General features: G+C 47.1%; 17 protein-coding genes. 2 read left to right on the top strand and 15 right to left on the bottom strand.

Annotated elements, in window-relative coordinates; translation table 11 throughout:
* Positions 1 to 9 precede the first annotated feature (9 nt).
* The 11 genes from MUN34_RS12255 to MUN34_RS12210 form a co-directional block, all read right to left on the bottom strand.
* Complete coding sequence (locus tag MUN34_RS12255) at positions 10 to 2,004, bottom strand: beta-galactosidase (RefSeq protein WP_247857927.1); 1,995 nt, start codon at positions 2,002 to 2,004, stop codon at positions 10 to 12.
* 25 nt (positions 2,005 to 2,029) lie between these two features.
* Positions 2,030 to 2,815 (bottom strand): carbohydrate ABC transporter permease, encoded by a 786-nt coding sequence (locus tag MUN34_RS12250; protein WP_026829378.1) that lies wholly within the window; start codon positions 2,813 to 2,815, stop codon positions 2,030 to 2,032.
* A gap of 13 nt (positions 2,816 to 2,828) precedes the next feature.
* Positions 2,829 to 3,794 (bottom strand): carbohydrate ABC transporter permease, encoded by a 966-nt coding sequence (locus tag MUN34_RS12245; RefSeq protein WP_026829379.1) that lies wholly within the window; start codon positions 3,792 to 3,794, stop codon positions 2,829 to 2,831.
* A 75-nt stretch (positions 3,795 to 3,869) separates the two neighbouring features.
* Positions 3,870 to 5,180 carry an ABC transporter substrate-binding protein gene (locus MUN34_RS12240; protein ID WP_026829380.1) on the bottom strand — a complete coding sequence of 437 codons (1,311 nt, stop codon included), beginning with the start codon at positions 5,178 to 5,180 and terminating at the stop codon, positions 3,870 to 3,872.
* A gap of 28 nt (positions 5,181 to 5,208) precedes the next feature.
* Positions 5,209 to 5,691 carry a hypothetical protein gene (locus MUN34_RS12235; RefSeq protein WP_026829381.1) on the bottom strand — a complete coding sequence of 161 codons (483 nt, stop codon included), beginning with the start codon at positions 5,689 to 5,691 and terminating at the stop codon, positions 5,209 to 5,211.
* 233 nt (positions 5,692 to 5,924) lie between these two features.
* The gene (locus MUN34_RS12230) at positions 5,925 to 7,085 is read right to left on the bottom strand and encodes an ROK family transcriptional regulator (RefSeq protein ID WP_247857926.1); all 1,161 of its coding nucleotides are present in this window, start codon (positions 7,083 to 7,085) and stop codon (positions 5,925 to 5,927) included.
* A gap of 144 nt (positions 7,086 to 7,229) precedes the next feature.
* Positions 7,230 to 7,934 (bottom strand): hypothetical protein, encoded by a 705-nt coding sequence (locus MUN34_RS12225; protein WP_247857925.1) that lies wholly within the window; start codon positions 7,932 to 7,934, stop codon positions 7,230 to 7,232.
* A 118-nt stretch (positions 7,935 to 8,052) separates the two neighbouring features.
* Positions 8,053 to 8,181, bottom strand: a complete 129-nt coding sequence (locus MUN34_RS15925) for a hypothetical protein (RefSeq protein ID WP_268745046.1) — start codon at positions 8,179 to 8,181, stop codon at positions 8,053 to 8,055.
* 87 nt (positions 8,182 to 8,268) lie between these two features.
* Complete coding sequence (locus tag MUN34_RS12220; protein ID WP_247857924.1) at positions 8,269 to 9,120, bottom strand: MBL fold metallo-hydrolase; 852 nt, start codon at positions 9,118 to 9,120, stop codon at positions 8,269 to 8,271.
* Between the two features lie 74 nt (positions 9,121 to 9,194).
* Positions 9,195 to 11,864 (bottom strand): MMPL family transporter, encoded by a 2,670-nt coding sequence (locus MUN34_RS12215; protein WP_247857923.1) that lies wholly within the window; start codon positions 11,862 to 11,864, stop codon positions 9,195 to 9,197.
* 35 nt (positions 11,865 to 11,899) lie between these two features.
* Positions 11,900 to 12,343: a MarR family winged helix-turn-helix transcriptional regulator gene (locus MUN34_RS12210; protein WP_026829386.1), complete on the bottom strand. Its 444-nt coding sequence runs from the start codon at positions 12,341 to 12,343 to the stop codon at positions 11,900 to 11,902.
* 148 nt (positions 12,344 to 12,491) lie between these two features.
* Here MUN34_RS12210 and MUN34_RS12205 point away from each other — a divergent pair, with 148 nt between their 5' ends.
* Complete coding sequence (locus MUN34_RS12205) at positions 12,492 to 12,683, top strand: hypothetical protein (protein ID WP_026834052.1); 192 nt, start codon at positions 12,492 to 12,494, stop codon at positions 12,681 to 12,683.
* 60 nt (positions 12,684 to 12,743) lie between these two features.
* Here MUN34_RS12205 and MUN34_RS12200 read toward each other — a convergent pair whose 3' ends face one another.
* From MUN34_RS12200 to MUN34_RS12190, 3 genes are all read right to left on the bottom strand, one after another.
* Positions 12,744 to 13,193, bottom strand: coding sequence for a universal stress protein (locus MUN34_RS12200; RefSeq protein WP_026829388.1), 450 nt, complete (start codon positions 13,191 to 13,193; stop codon positions 12,744 to 12,746).
* Positions 13,194 to 13,222: 29 nt separating this feature from the next.
* Positions 13,223 to 13,672 (bottom strand): general stress protein, encoded by a 450-nt coding sequence (locus MUN34_RS12195; protein WP_026829389.1) that lies wholly within the window; start codon positions 13,670 to 13,672, stop codon positions 13,223 to 13,225.
* 78 nt (positions 13,673 to 13,750) lie between these two features.
* Positions 13,751 to 14,479, bottom strand: coding sequence for a hypothetical protein (locus MUN34_RS12190; RefSeq protein ID WP_026829390.1), 729 nt, complete (start codon positions 14,477 to 14,479; stop codon positions 13,751 to 13,753).
* 115 nt (positions 14,480 to 14,594) lie between these two features.
* Here MUN34_RS12190 and MUN34_RS12185 point away from each other — a divergent pair, with 115 nt between their 5' ends.
* Positions 14,595 to 15,227, top strand: coding sequence for a FusB/FusC family EF-G-binding protein (locus tag MUN34_RS12185; protein WP_026829391.1), 633 nt, complete (start codon positions 14,595 to 14,597; stop codon positions 15,225 to 15,227).
* A gap of 53 nt (positions 15,228 to 15,280) precedes the next feature.
* Here the strand turns inward: MUN34_RS12185 and MUN34_RS12180 are convergent, their stop codons facing one another.
* Positions 15,281 to 16,801, bottom strand: a complete 1,521-nt coding sequence (locus tag MUN34_RS12180; RefSeq protein WP_247857922.1) for a GGDEF domain-containing protein — start codon at positions 16,799 to 16,801, stop codon at positions 15,281 to 15,283.
* Positions 16,802 to 16,915: the final 114 nt, after the last annotated feature.

Raw genomic sequence — 16,915 nt, 5'->3', positions numbered from 1 at the left:
TTCTCCTCCTTACGTTGTCAGAATCAGCGTCTCGAGTGGGGCGAGTGTCACTGTTCCACTATATGTCTCGTTCGTATTCAACTCTTTATAGGAAGCATCGAGCACCACGTCCCGGCTTGCTTTTGTATCATGGTTCATGAAGAAGACGAAATCACGTGTTTCCCCGTGACGGCGGACGACCTCGACTTGATCCGGTGCTTCAAACATCTGAACGCCGGCATCAAGAAACGCTTGCCGGTAAATCGTATCGATCATCGCATCATCAATCGATGCACCAATGTACGTGATTGTTCCTTTATAGACATTCCGTGTCACGGCAGCGACTCCGTCATAAAACGTATCGCGGTAGACAGCAAGCGGTTCAGCGGTCGTCGGTGTAATCAAATCACACCAGAGCCGGGCCGGTGAACCTTGGCCTTCAAAGGCACCAATGCCTTCCACCCGGTTTTCCTGCACGGCTTGCAACGATTCGTACTCATCGATTTCGATTCCGGCATACGGTGCGAACTTGCCTGGTAACGTTAACGGCAAGACATTGTTGTGCGGGTCCTTGACGCCGGTCCGATACGTGAAGATGACGTGTCCGCCCTGCTCCATGTAATCAATCAGTGATTGGTCAAATGTCGGGTTCGTTAAAAAATAGAGTGGAACGATGATCAGTTTGTATTGATCGAGCCGGTCACCCGGGAAGACGATATCCGTCGACGCTTGACGCCGGACGGCACCGCCGTAGAAACGGACGAACTCGGTCCGGAAATCAAACGCATCACTGTGCGGCTGATGGGTCCAGGCCCAGACGTTCTCCTGATCAAAATAGACGCCGACTTCCGCTTGATAGCTGCTTGCGTTGATTTCGTCACCAAACGTATTCAGTTCGGTCATGATTTGTTTGACTTCGTTGAATTTACGCTTCGGTTTTCCATCGTGATCGATGATACCGTGGCAAAACTCTTCCGTTCCGAACAATGCTGCCCGGAAGCGGAAGTAGACGATGGCTTCCGCACCGCGTGCGACCGCCTGATACGTCCACAAACGGATATGACCGGGGCGCGGCAGGTAACCGATTTTACTCCAGCCCTGCGCTCCACTGAGTTGCTCCATCACCCAAAATCCTTTTCCTTGTTTCGAAGAGCGGCAGAGGTCATGATCGCTCGCCATTTTCTCGAAACGGTTCGGTTCCGGCAAACCGCCCCAGACCGGATAGTTATCAAAAGCAACGTAATCGAGATCCTGTGCCATCTGTTGTTGATTGACGGCCATATCACTGTACACGAGGTTATGTGTAATGAACGCATCCGGATGAATGTGTTCCCGGAGTGCATCGACCTGCAGTTTGTTGTAATAGTTGTAACCGTCGGCACAGAAGCGATCGAAGTCGACGAGTAATGACGGGTTATGTTCCTGATAGACTTTCCGCGGCACCGGGATCTGCTCCCACGCCGTGTAGGTCTGACTCCAGAAGATGGTTCCCCATGTTTCATTTAACGCATCGAGCGTGCCGTAACGGTTTTTGAGCCAAATCTGGAAAGCAGCCCGGTCGACGTCGCTGTATGAACGATCTGATTTTTCATGGCCGTATTCGTTGTCAGTCTGCCAACCGATCACACGCGGATGTTTCCCGTACCGTTTCGCCATCTCAGTCGTGATGGCAACCGAAAACTGTTGATACGTCTCGCTGTGAACTGTATAGTGGCGACGGGCTCCAAAGCTGATGGTCACGCCGTGTTCGTCTGCCGGAAGAATCTCCGGATACTTGTGACACATCCATGCCGGTGGTGTTGCGGTCGGTGTCCCGAGGACGATGTCAAAACCGGCGGCACTCAAGCGTTCGATGATATCGTCCCAAAACCGGAAATCGTAGATTCCTTCTTCCGGCTCCATCATCGTCCAGGCAAATTCCGCCAACCGAACGACGTTGACACCAAGTTCTTTCATCAATCGGAAGTCTTCCTCCCATAACGTACGTGGAGTTTGTTCCGGGTAATAATCGACGCCTAAATACATTGTGCTCCCCCTGACTCAAAACAAATTATTTTACTGCACCTGCCGTCATTCCTTTTTGGAAGAAACGTTGGAAGAAGATATAGAAGACCATTGTCGGTAAACTGATCAAGACGAGTGACGCATAGATTTTCCCCGGGTCACCGCCGAGCGCATCTTTGAAGAAGCTTGGTGCCATCGTGACCGTTTGATAAGCCGGATCCGTCATGAACGTCAAGACCATCAAATACTCATTCCACGAGTTGAGGAACGCATAGATCAACGCTGTCGCAAGGGCTGGTTTCGCAAGCGGCAACATGACTTTAAAGAAGACTTCAAGAATCGTCGCGCCGTCAATGTACGCGGCTTCCATTAATTCGTTTGGTAACTCGTCAAAATATCCTTTGATCAGCATCAGACCGAACGGGAGGAAAAAGGCGACCTCCGCCCCGATCAAGCCCCAGTGGTTGTTCAGACCGTCAAACGACCGTAATGTGAAGAACAACGGCACGATCATCGAAGCGACCGGTAACATCAGACCGGCGAGCACCATGTTGAACAGAAGACGTTTTCCGGCAAATTCGAGTTTCGAGAACGCGAATGCGGCAAACGCAAGAATCGTGATTGAGATGATGATCATGAAGAAAGCGACGAAGAAACTGTTAAAGACGAATGTCGGGAAATTCGGATTTTGCAGCGTTGCGATATAGTTTTCAAATCCGTTGACACGTAAGCTCTCCTTGAACATGACGAAGATCGGGAACAGCCAGACGATCGAAGCAAGCATCAGGACGAGGTTGATGACCCAACGGCTTTTTTTAGATTCTACATTCATGGGACGTTCCTCCTTAGTTATCCATTTTCTTTTGAACACGTAACTGGATGTACGTAATCAGTAAAGCGATTGTCAGCAAGATGATGGCAACAGCACTTGAAAAGCCGACTTCTTGTTGCAGCATTGATTTACGGAACAGGTACGTCGAGATGAATTCTGTTGAAGAACCGGGCCCGCCGGCTGTTGTGATCCAGACCAGGTCAAACGTCTTCAGACCACCGATTACACCGAGAATCGATAACGTGAACGTCGTTCCTTTTAAGTTCGGGAAGACGATGCTCCAAAGCGTCCGGAAGAATCCGGCACCATCGATTTTAGCGGCTTCAAAGATTTCTTTTTCAATCGTCAGCATCGCCATGTAGTACATGACCATCGATGAACCGGTCCACTGGAAGATGTTGATGGCAATGACCGAGTACAACGCGATATCCGGATCACCCAGCCAGTTTTGTTCTAAGCTGCCGAGACCAATCGCCCGGAGGAATTCGTTGATGTAACCGAATTGGAAGTCGTAAATTTGTGAGAATGCGGCACCAAGGACAACCGGACTCAGGACAACCGGGAAGAAGAAAACCGATTTCATGGCGGTCCGTAGCGGTCCCTGTGTGTGCAGGAAATACGCGAGAACAAGACCGATAAAGGCTTGAATCGTAACGGTTAAGATCGTGAAGATGAACGTATTTTTAAGCGAGAGGTAGAAATCCGGATCCCGGAACATTTCCGCGTAGTTTTCAAACCCGACGAAGACTTTATCAAATGAAATGCCGTCCCATGAGAAGAAGGAGTTATAGGCGTTATAGAAAATCCCGTAATAGATAAACGCGACGACAAACAGGACGATGGGTCCGACGAACGCCCAACCGACCATGTTTTGTTTCATTTTGCCTTTTCTTTTCTTTTTCGGAACATTTGAACGGGGTGCCGGTTTCAGCGGCTCGGCTTTTGGTTTGATCGGCAATTCTTGTTGCTCTGTCTGCATAACGATTTCCCCACTTTCTTGATCTTTAAAAATCAGGAAGTGGCACGCAGAGCGCACCACTTCACTGTATCGTTCTTATTTTTTCGATTGATCGGCTGCATCCTGAACACGTTGGAGTGCTTCTTTCGGATTTTGACCCGTCGCGATGTTTTGAAGTTCCTTACCGAGGATATCGTTAAGTTTTGTATCACGGATACCACGGCTTGCTACAGCTTTAGAAAGTGTTTCGTTCAGCATTTTGTATGACTCTTTTTCCCCTTCAGATGTGAAGGCTGCATCTGAATCAATTTTGACATCCTTGATTCCAGGTGCCATTTCGAACTCACCCATGTAGACTTCCTGTCCTTCACCTTGGCTCATGAAGGCAACAAACTCAGCTGCACCTTCTTGTTGTTTTGATTCTTTATTGACGGCAAGCGCCATATCGATTGATGCGATGATTGGTTGTTCTGTTCCACCTGCAAGGTTTGGAAGCGGTGTGAAGCCAAGCTCATCTTTGATTTTCCATTTGTCTTTTTTCTCAGCTGTCGTCATCGAGTGAGCTTCCCATGAACCGATAACCCACATCGCTGCTTTTTTATCGAAGAACTGGTTCATCCCGTCATTGTATGTCGCAAGTCCGAGTGCTCCTTCTTGGAAGACTTTATCTTTGAAGAGATCCTGCCAAACTTGAGCTGTCTTGACCATCTCGTCGTCTGTCCATTTCGCTTCGCCGGACAAGACTTTTTGAATGTAACCCGGTGCGACCTGGTGGCTTAAAACGTTGTAGACATCGATATCGATCCACGCATCTTTTGCTCCAAGCATCAATGGAATGACTTTATCGCCCGACGCTTTGATCTTTTTGACAGCGTCGACTGTTTCTTTGTAGTTCTTCGGTGGTGTGACACCGTATTTATCAAGCATCGTTTTGTTGTACATCAAGTAGGCTTGACCCGTAAAGCCGATTGGGACCGCATATTGTTTACCGTCAATCGTCGTTTGATCGATGCCGAGCTCGACGAATTTGTCTTTCCATCCTTTGCCGGCTGCTTTATCCATGTAAGAATCGACTGGCACGACACGGTCTTTGTACTGCTGGATCATTGGTTCTTTCAGACCGATGATGTCTGGTCCCTTACCAGATAACATCGCGACTTGAAGTTGTTTTTCATAGTCTTCGCTGTAACGTTTGAACTCGACGACATATTTGTCTTGTGATTTGTTGAAGGCATCGACGACTTCCTTACCGGCTTCAGGCTGAGGTGCCCAACCCCACCAGGAAATGACGGTTTTTCCGTCTTTTGTTGTCGCCTGTTTTTCATCTTCGCCACCACAAGCGGCAAGTAATGCCGATAATGTCAGAACTGATGCAGCTGCGAGTACTTTGGTTTTTTTGAATTTCATGTGAGTGATCCCCTTTGTATGTGAGTGGTCAAGCGTACTTTCTAAGCTGTTGCCCTTCAAGCTGTGCGTGTTGACACCATTGTTCGATGACTTCCATGCCAATCGGCATCCGTTGGAGTTGAATCAAGACTCGTGCAATCAGTCGCAGACGGTAGTCTAACGTGTCCACTTCCGGTGTCACGAACAGATAAAATTCTCCACCGAGCGTCAAACAACCGGCTGTGCGCATGTGTTGCATCAAAACCCGTAATTCAATGTATCCGTTCTCATTTTTTCGAAGATGAAGTTCTGAAGATCGAATCGTCAGTACCCCTTGTACGGACGACATTCGAAATTGAAAGACTCCATCTTGTCGTGGCCGAACGAGAACGCCGTCTTGATCTGCAGACCGCTTATCTCCCGGCTGTTGTTCCGTCATATCTCCTGTCAAACGGTTCACGTAAAAGCCACGGATTGCTCCGTAACGCCCGAAAGCTTCACGGTAGGAAACCCATAAATCCTCTGTTTCCATCTGCGCGACGCCCCCTTCTTTCTGTTTCAGCTTAACCGGTCCCTGCCGGTCTGCATCCACCTCCACTGGTTGATGAAAACTTAGTAAATTAAATTTATTATCTAACTTTAAGAAAACTATAGCACATGCTGTTTTGTTTTGTAAACGGTTTCAAAAAATATTTTTTCTTCGTTCTTTTCACACAAAAAGCTTGCCGGATCTGGTGAAAACACCATCATCCAGCAAGCTGCATTTTAAATGGTTTGAAAAATACTGTTTGTTGCGAGTGCCGCTGCACTGAGTGCCCCTTGTTTTTCACTCCAGGGAACCATCTTAACATCGGTTTCACGTGAAGCCGTCGTCAAGGCCGTGTGTTCGACCCGTTCTTTTATTTGATCGACGATGGAAGGAGCCAGTTCAAACATCGGTCCTCCAAGTAAAATCCGCTTCGGATTGATCAGATGAATCGTATTCAGGACACCGATTCCGATGTATTCACCCGCCCGGTGGTACGCGGCTTTCGCGTACGGATCCCCGTCCGTCAGACGTTTTCTCAGTTCCGCCAGTGTCTTGACTTGCGGGTCAATGGCTTCAAAATCACGCAACAACGCTTTTTCCCCAGCCAATGCTTCGAGACATCCCCGATTCCCGCAGGAGCAAATCGGGCCATCCAAATCAAGTCGCATATGCCCGACCTCACCTGTAATGTGATTTTCGCCGTCAATCAGCTTCCCGTCCAGGACATACGCCCCTCCGATTCCTTCTCCGGCATACAGATAGAAAAATTGGTCGACCCCGACGCCTTCTCCGAATAACAATTCGAATGAAGCGAGAGCCCGGACATCGTTTTCGATAAAAACAGGATACGCAAACCGATTTTCCAAATGTTCCTTTAATGCCACATCATGGAGATGAAAACGAGGGGCAAACAGAATCACTCCGGTCTCCGGATTGACCATCCCGTGAACGGATATTCCGATGCCGTGAATCGTTCCGACCTGCTCCGTCGCCTCAATCAGTTCTTCACACAACAGAACCACAGCCTGCATTAATTCTTCGTTTGTATCAAATTTACCCATCGTTTCCACTTCGTGAATCGTATTTCCGCTTAAATCCGCGATGACTCCGATGAAGCGGTGACTTGTCGCATCAATCCCGATGACATATTGTTCTTTCGCCACGAGTTCGAGCAGAATCGGCTTTCGTCCACCGTTTGAAACACCGAGTTCACGCTCTGTCACGAGTTGATCCGCAATCAGTTCTCCGACGATGTTCGAAACGGTCGGTTTCGTCAGTTTTGTTTGTTGTGCCAGTTCCACTCGTGAAATCGGTTGATGCATCCGAATCAAACGTAATACAAGTGCCCGATTGTAGGAACGCATCCACTTTGAATTTCGTGGCATCTCTTTAACCATGTTCGTCCCGCATCCCTTCCATTCTTGTCTCTATATCTATTCTCGCATATTTTGTAAGGGATTTCATGGTTACCCAAAGATTCGTTGCGATTTAACTTTTCCGAAAACGCTCGGTGAATTCACACGGCCTCATCCTGTTTTTAGTCACGCTTCATCATACGGCTGTTCAATGACTAAGACACGACTTCCGTCTGCATTTTCGGTCAGTTCCATTTCGATGATGGCTTCTCCGACCAACAGCACAATCGGTAATGCTGGATCGGTGTTCCGGAAAAAACCGACCCGTCCCTGATAAACATCCATATAGTCGGCAAATAAAAACGTTCCGTTGACATGCAGTTCATCTTGATTCGGTTTAAATTCAAGTCGCGGCACGCCAAACCATGCCTCACCGTTCAAATACAGCAATGGCTTTTTCCCCATCACTTCACTCGATTCCCGCCGCATCTCGATTGCTCCTTCGGTGTCATAATACAACCGGTCTGTTCCTCTGGTTGCAATGACGATTGGATTCCCTTGATACAACACAATTTCTAAAATTTCATCCGCCTGTTCCACGTAGTAACCGGATGCGTCAGAGATCGCAAAACTAATCGTGTACAGTTGCATCCACGATACGATATCTGCTACCTCGACCGGTTTTAAAAACAAAGCCGAAACGAGCCGGACCTCACTTTTTGTCATCGCTAAATTAACATAAATATCAGCCAGTTGAATCGTTCGGATCTCGTTTGACTGATACACCTCATCATAGTCGGGAACAAACATCGTTTCATAATAATCGTCCATTTCACGTAATTCAAGCGGCGGCATACGACGGTCAAAGTCGGCAATCTGGATGCGTTTCATGGGGAAGTGCCTCCTTTTCGTAAAGTTCATTTTGTCCTTTGTATTGAATTACCCAATATTTGGTTCCGTTGCACTCCCCTAAAACGAAAAAAATCACCCTGGGCTACAGGATGATCTGTCATTTCACAAAAAATTGATACAGCAGATATAAGGCAAAGCCAATCACTACAAGGACCGTGAAAATATTAGCTGTTCCAAAAAACACACGATTGGCCGTTTCATTCCGGTCTTCAGGCTTACGATCCATTACGAGAACTCCTTTGCTAAAATCCATTTTTTTCTATCTTGTACATAAGGAATTCTCGAATGATCTGTTCAGCACCTGCTGTTTTAATTATTTTTTCGCACCATTTGCAAAAAATACGAGTGTTTCTTCTTCGTCTGTCGTCAGTTCCCGTCCGACCAGCTCCCGGTACAGCTGCTGCATCTCCGGTAGATGCCCTGCTGCTCGTTGCGTCACTTCAATGATTTGGCGTAAGACGTGTACCTCTTGCTCAAACGCGGCTTTCGCCATCGCTTCGCCATGCGACCAGACGTAATAGTCAGCGTCGTACTCGGCGATGACATCCAGTAACCGGGTCGTCTGCCCCACCGTGTAGTTCCACTTGGCAGAAAAGATGTCGGCATACATCGCATCTCCTAAAAATAAAACCCGTTCTTCCGGAATATAGACAAGAGCACTCCCTGGTGAGTGGTCATTCTCGACCTGCCGTAACAGACACGTCACGCCTCCAAGGTCGATTTCAAGTTCTCCCGAGAAACGAATCGTCGGCAAGATGACTTCAATCTCCCGGTCCTTCCCGAACTCGAGTTTGATCGCATCGGCACAAAACGGAATTTCAATCCCCTGTTGGATCCGCTCCGCAAGCGCCTCGTCCGACCAGTCATAGTCCATCATCTTCCGCATCTCGTCGACTGTCCGGTTCGTCGCAATCGTCGGTACAGCCATCTGCTTCATCCCGAAAACATGATCCCAGTGCCAATGGGTCAACGCGACGAGATCCGGCCGTCTCAACCCGTGTTTCTCTATCTCGTCCAAAAAGAGTGTCGCGTGCTGACTGGAGTTACCGGCATCAATCACAAGACTCCGCTCGTCACCCGTAATGACGGCAACGATTGGCCGATCCGTTTCACTGACGGGCGTTTGATACCAAATCCGGCTCGTTAATTGTTTAAACTGTTGCATCTTGATCGCCTCCTGTTTGTAGTATAACGAAAAAGTCCATCCGGATGATGTCCGGATGGACCAGTCGAATCAACTTACTTCTTATTTTGCTTTTGACGGAACGGCCACCAGACACCTTTTCCGAACGATACCGTGATCGCTGGGATCAGGAGCGGTAAGACAATCAATCCGTACAGGAGCAGACCTGTGATGACGATCGTCGCAATTTGAACCAGACTCAGAACACCCGACGGCATCATCGCACCAAATGTTCCGGCAAGGATGATGGCAGCCGTAATGATGACGGAGCCCATTTTCTTCATCGAGACATACATCGCTTCATTTGTCTCGAGTCCATTAATCGTTTCTTCCCGGAACCGGTCGAGCAGGAAGATTGAATAATCGATTCCTAAGGCAACGAGCATGACGAATCCGAAGAATGGAACCGCCCAGCTGATGCCGTCATAACCGAGACCGTTGACGAAAATCAGTTCAGCAATCGATACCGACGTATAGTACGTCAACAGGAGCGAACCGATCATAAACAACGGCATGATCAATGAGCGGAACATGATTGCAAGAACGATGAACAAACTGATGATCATGATGACGACAGTCCGTGAGAAATCGGCTTTTGACGTATCATTTAAATCACTGTTGATGCTCGAGATACCGCCATACGCAACTTGTGCCTGTTCAAGCGGTGTATCTTTCAGTGTACTCGCTGTCGTTTTCTTGATGGCAGCGACCGTTTCGATTGCCTCCGGTGAATACGGATCATTGTCCAGGATGACTTCGAATTTCAGACCGGTTTTGTCATCAATCGTATAGCGTTCGATGACAGGCTCGAAGTCTTTACTCGATAAGGTGTCTTTTGGAATGAACATCCCGGTACCACGAATCGTTTTGGAGTTGCCCATCTCTTTTAGGAAATCGGCTGCTTCTTTCAAACCGTCTTCGATTTTACCAAGCCCATTATTAGCAGATCCGACACCATCAGCCAGTTGGGTTAATCCGCTACCGAGTTGACCGGCTTGTGCGCCTTGCGTTTCAATTCCGGTTGCCGCTTGTGCGATTCCCGTTTGAATTTGTGTCAATTGACCGGATAACGCTGTCAATGTTCCGACAGTTTGCGGAATGTTTTCTGCTGACTGCAATCCTTGGCCGACAAGCGCCAACTGCTGATTGATTTGACCAAGACCATCTGCAGCTTGTTGCAATTGTGCTGCACCCGCTGACGCCTGGTCACCGGCCGGAATCTGACCACTGATATTCTGTAAATTGTCTTCCACAGTCTGAAGACCTTGACCGACTTTACCAAGTCCATCTTTTGCATCCGTCAGACCAGATGCAACTTGTTTCAATTGTTGATCGACATATAAATCGTCAATGACATCGCCTGTCGGACGCGAAATCGACCGGACAGCTTTGACACCATCGAGTTTGACCAGTTCACGGCTCAACTGTTCTGCATACGGAACCGTTTTTTCAGTCACGATGTTTTGGTCGTCCTTCAGAATAATATTGACCGGTAACGACTCACCGGCACCAAATCCGTCTGAAATGGCATTTAATCCTTTAACCGTCTCATACTTTGCACCAATCTCATCGACGGTGTTGAACGATAGATCGTCATCGTATGTGAACAAGGTCGGGATTGTTACGACAGCGACGATGGCCATCGCAAGCAATGGACGACGAATCGATAAACCACCGTATCGGGCCCATAAACGACTGTCCTGATGACTTGCCGCATTTTTTGACGGCCAGAACAATTTCTCTTTTAACGTCGCCATGAAAAACGGGACGAGTGTAAAGAGAACCAGTAACAAGACCGCGATTCCGACTGCAACGGCGACCGACGATTTAAAGATCGGGAAATCAGCGAAACCAATCGCCGAGAAGCCGACGAGGACGGCAAGACCACTGATGAGAAGGGTCCGTCCCGCTGTTTTATAGGTATTGACGATGGCTGTCTCGACATCATGTCCGGCAGTCAATTCTTCTTTATACCGGCTCAGAAGCAGGATACAGTAATCCGTCCCGATCCCGAAGAGAATCGCTACCAGGAAAATCTGCGTGAAGTTCGAGACCGGGAATCCGAACCAATCAACGAAAAAGGCGACAAATGATTGACTCATTAAATAAGTTACACCAACCGCAAATAATGGAACGAATGGTGTGACGATCGAACGGAAGACAATCAACAACAGACCAAAAATCAGACCGACGGTGATTAATTCCGTTCGTTTCAATCCTTCTTGTGAACTTTTGTTCACATCGGCATTGATGAGTGATTCACCCGTCAGATAAATCGTCCGATCGTCCGGTAAGAGGTCACTTCGGATATCTTCAGCGAGTGCCGTGATTTCTTCTTGCGTACCATCAACGGTAATCGGAACGAGAACTGTTTTTTTGTCTTTTGAAATCAATTGTCCTTCCGTTTCCTTACTCTCAAACGGATTCAGGACTCCTGTCACCGGTTTATCCAGCTTCTCTAAATCTTTGACGATTTGACCGATTTCCGTCCGGTCTTCTTTCGTAACGGCTTCCTTTAATGGAATGACCAGCGAAATCGTTTCTTCACTTGCACCGGCTGCTTTTAAAATATCCGCTGCCCGTTGTGAATCTGTATCACTCGCGAGCTGAATGGCACCTGCATCTTCTGCTTGTTTCGATAAGTTTGGTGCTGCTAAAAATAATCCGACTGTCGCAAGCAACAAGACGATTACGATCGGCCAACGCCATTTGACGATTTGTCGCATTCCCGTTCCACCTCTTCTGTGTCTATTTTTCTAAATTAATCTTCAATCTTTAAAATGGCTTTGACTTTCCGGAATGTCTCGATGAATTGTTTGATTTCGTCATCATCGACCTTTCCATCAATCAATTGTTCCAAATAACTATAAATCGCTTGATCCGAGGCCTCGACGACTTCTTTTCCCGCTTCCGTCAAAATGATCCGTTTTGTCCGGTGATCATCTTCCGAACGTTCGACTTCGACCAAGCCGTGTTCATTTAACTTTTTCAGACGATTTGAAATCGCACTTTTGTGAACACCTTGGATGACGGCAATCCGTCCGGAAGCGATTGGTCCATATTTATCGACTAGCTTCAACAAATGCAGTTGTTCTGGTGAGTAGAGACGCCAAACCGGTGAATCCACTGATTTCAAGACACGTTCTGTCCCATGAATCATCACTTCTTCAAATAACTGAACGGCTTCCCGAAGATTTTCCTTCATGATTAGTTTACCCCCTAAACTCATACCAGTAGTTTAGCCCCTAAACCAGATAGCGTCAACTCCAAACTGTCACAAAATATCCTGACATACAATTCCAATCTTCGTTATGATGGAAGAGCATACATCATACCTAAAGGGGGACTGACACATGACCGCATTATTTTGGATTGCACTCGTGATCTGTGTACTTGGACTTATTTTTACAGTGATGGTCGGACAGAGTCGGAACGAAGAAACTTACAGCAACAGCCAAACGGCGAAAAACATGTCCTGGATGTACTTGGTATTGTTGCCCGTCATCTTGATTATTCTAGGCGTGTTTTATTATTTATTGACATAAGTCGAAAGAATGAACAAAAAAAAGCTGCCTCGATTAACCATCGAAGTAGCTTTTTGGCACTTATTTGAGTGTTTTCGGGCGAACGATATAGATGTCACATTTGGCGTAACGGGAGATGTTTTCAGAGACACTCCCAATCATGATTCGTTCCATCGCATTCATCCCGACGGCTCCACAAACGATCAGTCCCGCTCCGACACGCGGTGCGATAACTTTCGGAATCAAGGTCTTAGGTGACCCGCTTTCAATGACCAGTTCGACCTCTGCTACGCCTTCTTCAATCGCCCGTTTTTGATATTTATCAAGAAGTTCCTGTGCGTACTCCGTAACGTTTTGATCGATGAATCGTTGGTTGGCACGGACGTTGGCAAAGGTTTGGATATCAATGACATGTGCGATAACGAGCTTTGCTTGATCGAGTTTTGCGAACTGGACGGCTTTTTCGAAAGCTAAGTCTGCCGTCTTTGATCCATCGACCGCGACTAAAATTGTATGATAGTGACTCTCCATCGTTGTTCACCCTTTCCACTCAGGCACGTTTACAACATCCGATCGTTTTCATTCTCAAGTGCCCGGTTCTCGTGATCAAGCTTCCGCTCCGCCTCAATGCCTTCCGGTTCACTCTCTAAAATACTCTTCGGCTCAGGTGCCGGGCGTTTCGCCCCTTCTTCGTCCGCAAGCAGGACATAGGCACCGTTTTTAACGCTCGCCACATGCTTGTCGACCTCTCCGTCCGCTAAACCAAGTGAATCAAAAGCGGCACGTGTTTCCTCGTCCGTTACCGGTTTTCCGGTAAAGCGTTCGAACAATGTCCGTTTCCCGGCAACGAGTTGTGCGGCCGATTGCCCCCGTAACATCGCCATATCGGTTTTATCCTGCAGGACGACGTATAAATCTTCTTCTAAATATCCTGCAAAATGCAGATCTTCAATCTGGCGAATTAAATCCGTCTCATTTTCGTACGTACCGATCAACTGTTTTTTCCCCATTGGTCATTTCCCCCTTTTATACTTCTATAAGGGATATACCCCAAAAAACCAAAAGCAACGTCATCAACTGTTGTTTTCTTACGAAACCGGTCTTTTTTCTTCCGCAAACAATTTTTCACGTTTCCGAAAGACGATAATCACCGCTACAGTCACAATGATGACACTGAAGATCGTGATGCCCTGTTGAAAGTCTGTCAATCGTCCATTAAAGAACAGACCAATGTAATACCAGATCATGACGAGTCCGAATACCCAATCGGTATGAACGAAAATAAAGAATGCGGCTCCAAGCGCAAAAAGAATCAGCATCACCGTGACCCATTCCGACGTCGTCAATCCGAATAGATCGTCAAATCGAAAGTCCCGCAAAATCCGAAAGGGCAGAATTAAAATCTGAATGCTCGACCAGGCGAGAAAGACTGAAAACGGTGAGCGCATCCAGGGGGAACGGTTCGGGTGATGCTGAATTTTCATATAAATGATGCATAAAGCAATAAAAGAAATCGTCGTCAAGACAAGCTCCCATGGCGGACCGATGATGCTGCTGGCACCATAGCCGATCATCGTCAGCATGAACCACCCGCTCATATCAAAAATCAATGTCCGGTCGGCCGGGTAAGCCTGAACCGGTCGAATACACCAAATCAATAAGGTCGTATAGACAACGCCAAAAATCGCATCAATGAACGGTGCCGGCATGATTGCGAGACGTTCTCCTGCCGGTGCATCATACCAGACGACACGGGCCAAGAGGACAAATAAAAAACTGATCAAGTTCAACAAACGAAGTCCGGTTAACGGTTGCATGATCGGACACCTCCTCAGGTATTCATTTCCCGCCTGTCGAATGACGGAAACAAGGAAAATGTCGTTTTGACAAAAGAGATTCAGTGAATAGAGGACTACAAAGGAGCGATGTCATATGGAACCCTTCATTAAGCCGTTTCAATACAATTTCATCCGGAGCCAAGTCGATTTATTGACCCAACAGCTGACGACAGTCCATGATCCGGATGTGTTGGATGCTGTTATCTACAGTGCCGCCCAAAAGATTTTTGACCTGATTCCGGTTCTGACTGCGGAGCAAGAAGCATTGCTGATGCTCGTGCGAAATGTAAAGTCGGAAGCTGATTTAATCCGGTATATCGAGAAGATACAACCGCTCGTCGCGTCTTTTCCGTCCATTACGGAATCACAACTTCAACAACTATTTCGAAAAACAAAGAAGTTACGGCATCCGCCGCTTCATTCCTTCGATTTTTTCAAGACGACCTATTTAAGCTGGAATGATACCGGAAACAAAAAGAAGTTTTTTGTCTATCCTCTTCAAGGAGAATGGATCGGCGTCGAAGGTCATTACGTTCCCACCATAAAAAAAGGCATCTGTACGGTCTGTCATCAATATAGCGATGTCACTTTGGTCTCTGCTCGTACGCATCAGTCAGCTGACCACTACCGGGCTGTCGGCAACTATATTTGTATCGACAGTGACCATTGTAATGAGCAAGTGACGGATCCCACGTCTCTTGAAAAATTATTGGCTAAAATGAAGTAACAACAACAAAAGAGGAGCGGACCGAGTTGAATCGGCGCTCCTCTTTTGATGGATCAGACTTCCACATGAAACTGATTTTTCCCGCGGCGTTTTGCTTCATACATCGCGACATCTGCTTGCTCAATCAGGGCTGTGCGCGACGTGGCGTGGGTCGGATAAATCGCACCGCCGATGCTAGCGGTCATGAAGACCGGTGTCTCCTGGAGAATGAACGGCCGCTCGAACAAGTCAATCAACTGTTGACCGCATGCTTCGATGTCCGACTCCTCTTTCACATCAAATAATAACACCACAAATTCATCCCCACCCTGTCTCGAGATGACCGTGTTATGCGGTAATCGTTTTTCAAGACGGTTGGCAATGTCGATGATCAGTTGGTCTCCGACATGATGGCCGTATGTATCATTCACTTGTTTAAAATGATCGATATCAATGAAATACAAGCCGACGAAACGTTGATGGATTTCTGCCCGCCGCAACTCTTCCTTAAACAAACGGGCAAATAAATACCGGTTCGGTAAATTGGTCAGGGCATCATGGTAGGCCATATGCTCCATCTCTTCGAGCGCCTGTTCGAGAGCGGCCGTCCGCTCCTCGACCTTTGCCTCCAGATTTTCACGCAGACGCTGATTATCCATCACAATCCGTACCTGTCTTGAAATCAGCAACGGAACCGCAATCATCAGACCAATCGTCAACCCATTCCAACTGACGGCCTGCCGCGCCATTGTCACGAATAAAATCAAAAGGAAAACATAGGGCATAACGAGACGAATCCCATCGAGAATCTGACGATTGATCTTTAATCCAATTGACCGTTCATCGACATCAAACAGGATAGCCGCCCCGCCAATCAACAAGACCGTTGCTAACCAGATGGGATCGAGCCACATCACAGAAATCGGAAAACCTGACCGGTATAATGCGACATATAGTAAATCAGCAATGAGTTGTAGATGAAATCCAACTAAAATCATCAACAAGGGAATGCTGTTTCCACGTTTCATGACGCCAAAAAATAAGATGATCATTCCTCCGAGCAACAACAAGTCACCGAGTGGATACCGAAGCAACAAAAAGGTCTCAAAGCTGAGTAACTCCGCCTGTTCCAAGTAAGGAGTGACAAGATAATGCCAGGAAATCGCCCCCGTCACGATCAAGATAATCAATTCATCAAACAAAAAGAACCGTAAATTCACCTGCGAACGACGACTGATTAAAAAATAACAAAACGCCAGCAAATAAAAACCAATTTGCAGGCTGAATACTAAATCAATGCCGTCAAAAGATCCCGATCGTTCAAGGTTGCGCCTTTCAACAATCAATTGTGCTGTCTCACCAATTGCTAACGATACATTTCCGAACAACAACAGTAAAAACAGACGTTGCGTAAAGGGACGAGTCGGATGACGGCGCACCGCGATCACTAGCAAGACCGTCGAGACGACAGCACCCAAAATCATAAACAGGCTGTTGCCTATTTTTGAAAGTTCCGAAGACGTGCCGATGATTCCTAACCATAACGTATGAGACAAGACCCATCCGCCAATGATTCCAAAGATTAGTTTATACATCGTTCACGCCCTTCCCTTTTTTTTGACTAGTTCGTTTGTCCTATATGATTATCGGCAAAACTTTTGGTTTTTTAACTATCTTTCCATTATATTTAAATATTCTTGACCTGTCCT

This window comes from Exiguobacterium sp. 17-1, from assembly GCF_023096305.1.
GTDB lineage: Bacteria > Bacillota > Bacilli > Exiguobacteriales > Exiguobacteriaceae > Exiguobacterium_A > Exiguobacterium_A sibiricum_A.
This window is presented reverse-complemented; position numbering and strand designations above follow the sequence as displayed.

What these genes read in the sequence shown, in the direction of transcription:
- MUN34_RS12200 (WP_026829388.1), bottom strand. Translation starts at nt 13,193, where the DNA reads ATGGAGAGTCACTATCATACAATTTTAGTCGCGGTCGATGGATCAAAG.
- MUN34_RS12180 (WP_247857922.1), bottom strand. Translation starts at nt 16,801, where the DNA reads ATGTATAAACTAATCTTTGGAATCATTGGCGGATGGGTCTTGTCTCAT.
- MUN34_RS12245 (WP_026829379.1), bottom strand. Translation starts at nt 3,794, where the DNA reads ATGCAGACAGAGCAACAAGAATTGCCGATCAAACCAAAAGCCGAGCCG.
- MUN34_RS12250 (WP_026829378.1), bottom strand. Translation starts at nt 2,815, where the DNA reads ATGAATGTAGAATCTAAAAAAAGCCGTTGGGTCATCAACCTCGTCCTG.
- MUN34_RS12205 (WP_026834052.1), top strand. Translation starts at nt 12,492, where the DNA reads ATGACCGCATTATTTTGGATTGCACTCGTGATCTGTGTACTTGGACTT.
- MUN34_RS12230 (WP_247857926.1), bottom strand. Translation starts at nt 7,085, where the DNA reads ATGGTTAAAGAGATGCCACGAAATTCAAAGTGGATGCGTTCCTACAAT.
- MUN34_RS12235 (WP_026829381.1), bottom strand. Translation starts at nt 5,691, where the DNA reads ATGGAAACAGAGGATTTATGGGTTTCCTACCGTGAAGCTTTCGGGCGT.
- MUN34_RS12240 (WP_026829380.1), bottom strand. Translation starts at nt 5,180, where the DNA reads ATGAAATTCAAAAAAACCAAAGTACTCGCAGCTGCATCAGTTCTGACA.
- MUN34_RS12185 (WP_026829391.1), top strand. Translation starts at nt 14,595, where the DNA reads ATGGAACCCTTCATTAAGCCGTTTCAATACAATTTCATCCGGAGCCAA.
- MUN34_RS12195 (WP_026829389.1), bottom strand. Translation starts at nt 13,672, where the DNA reads ATGGGGAAAAAACAGTTGATCGGTACGTACGAAAATGAGACGGATTTA.
- MUN34_RS12215 (WP_247857923.1), bottom strand. Translation starts at nt 11,864, where the DNA reads ATGCGACAAATCGTCAAATGGCGTTGGCCGATCGTAATCGTCTTGTTG.
- MUN34_RS12225 (WP_247857925.1), bottom strand. Translation starts at nt 7,934, where the DNA reads ATGAAACGCATCCAGATTGCCGACTTTGACCGTCGTATGCCGCCGCTT.
- MUN34_RS12190 (WP_026829390.1), bottom strand. Translation starts at nt 14,479, where the DNA reads ATGCAACCGTTAACCGGACTTCGTTTGTTGAACTTGATCAGTTTTTTA.
- MUN34_RS12210 (WP_026829386.1), bottom strand. Translation starts at nt 12,343, where the DNA reads ATGAAGGAAAATCTTCGGGAAGCCGTTCAGTTATTTGAAGAAGTGATG.
- MUN34_RS12255 (WP_247857927.1), bottom strand. Translation starts at nt 2,004, where the DNA reads ATGTATTTAGGCGTCGATTATTACCCGGAACAAACTCCACGTACGTTA.
- MUN34_RS15925 (WP_268745046.1), bottom strand. Translation starts at nt 8,181, where the DNA reads ATGGATCGTAAGCCTGAAGACCGGAATGAAACGGCCAATCGTGTGTTT.
- MUN34_RS12220 (WP_247857924.1), bottom strand. Translation starts at nt 9,120, where the DNA reads ATGCAACAGTTTAAACAATTAACGAGCCGGATTTGGTATCAAACGCCC.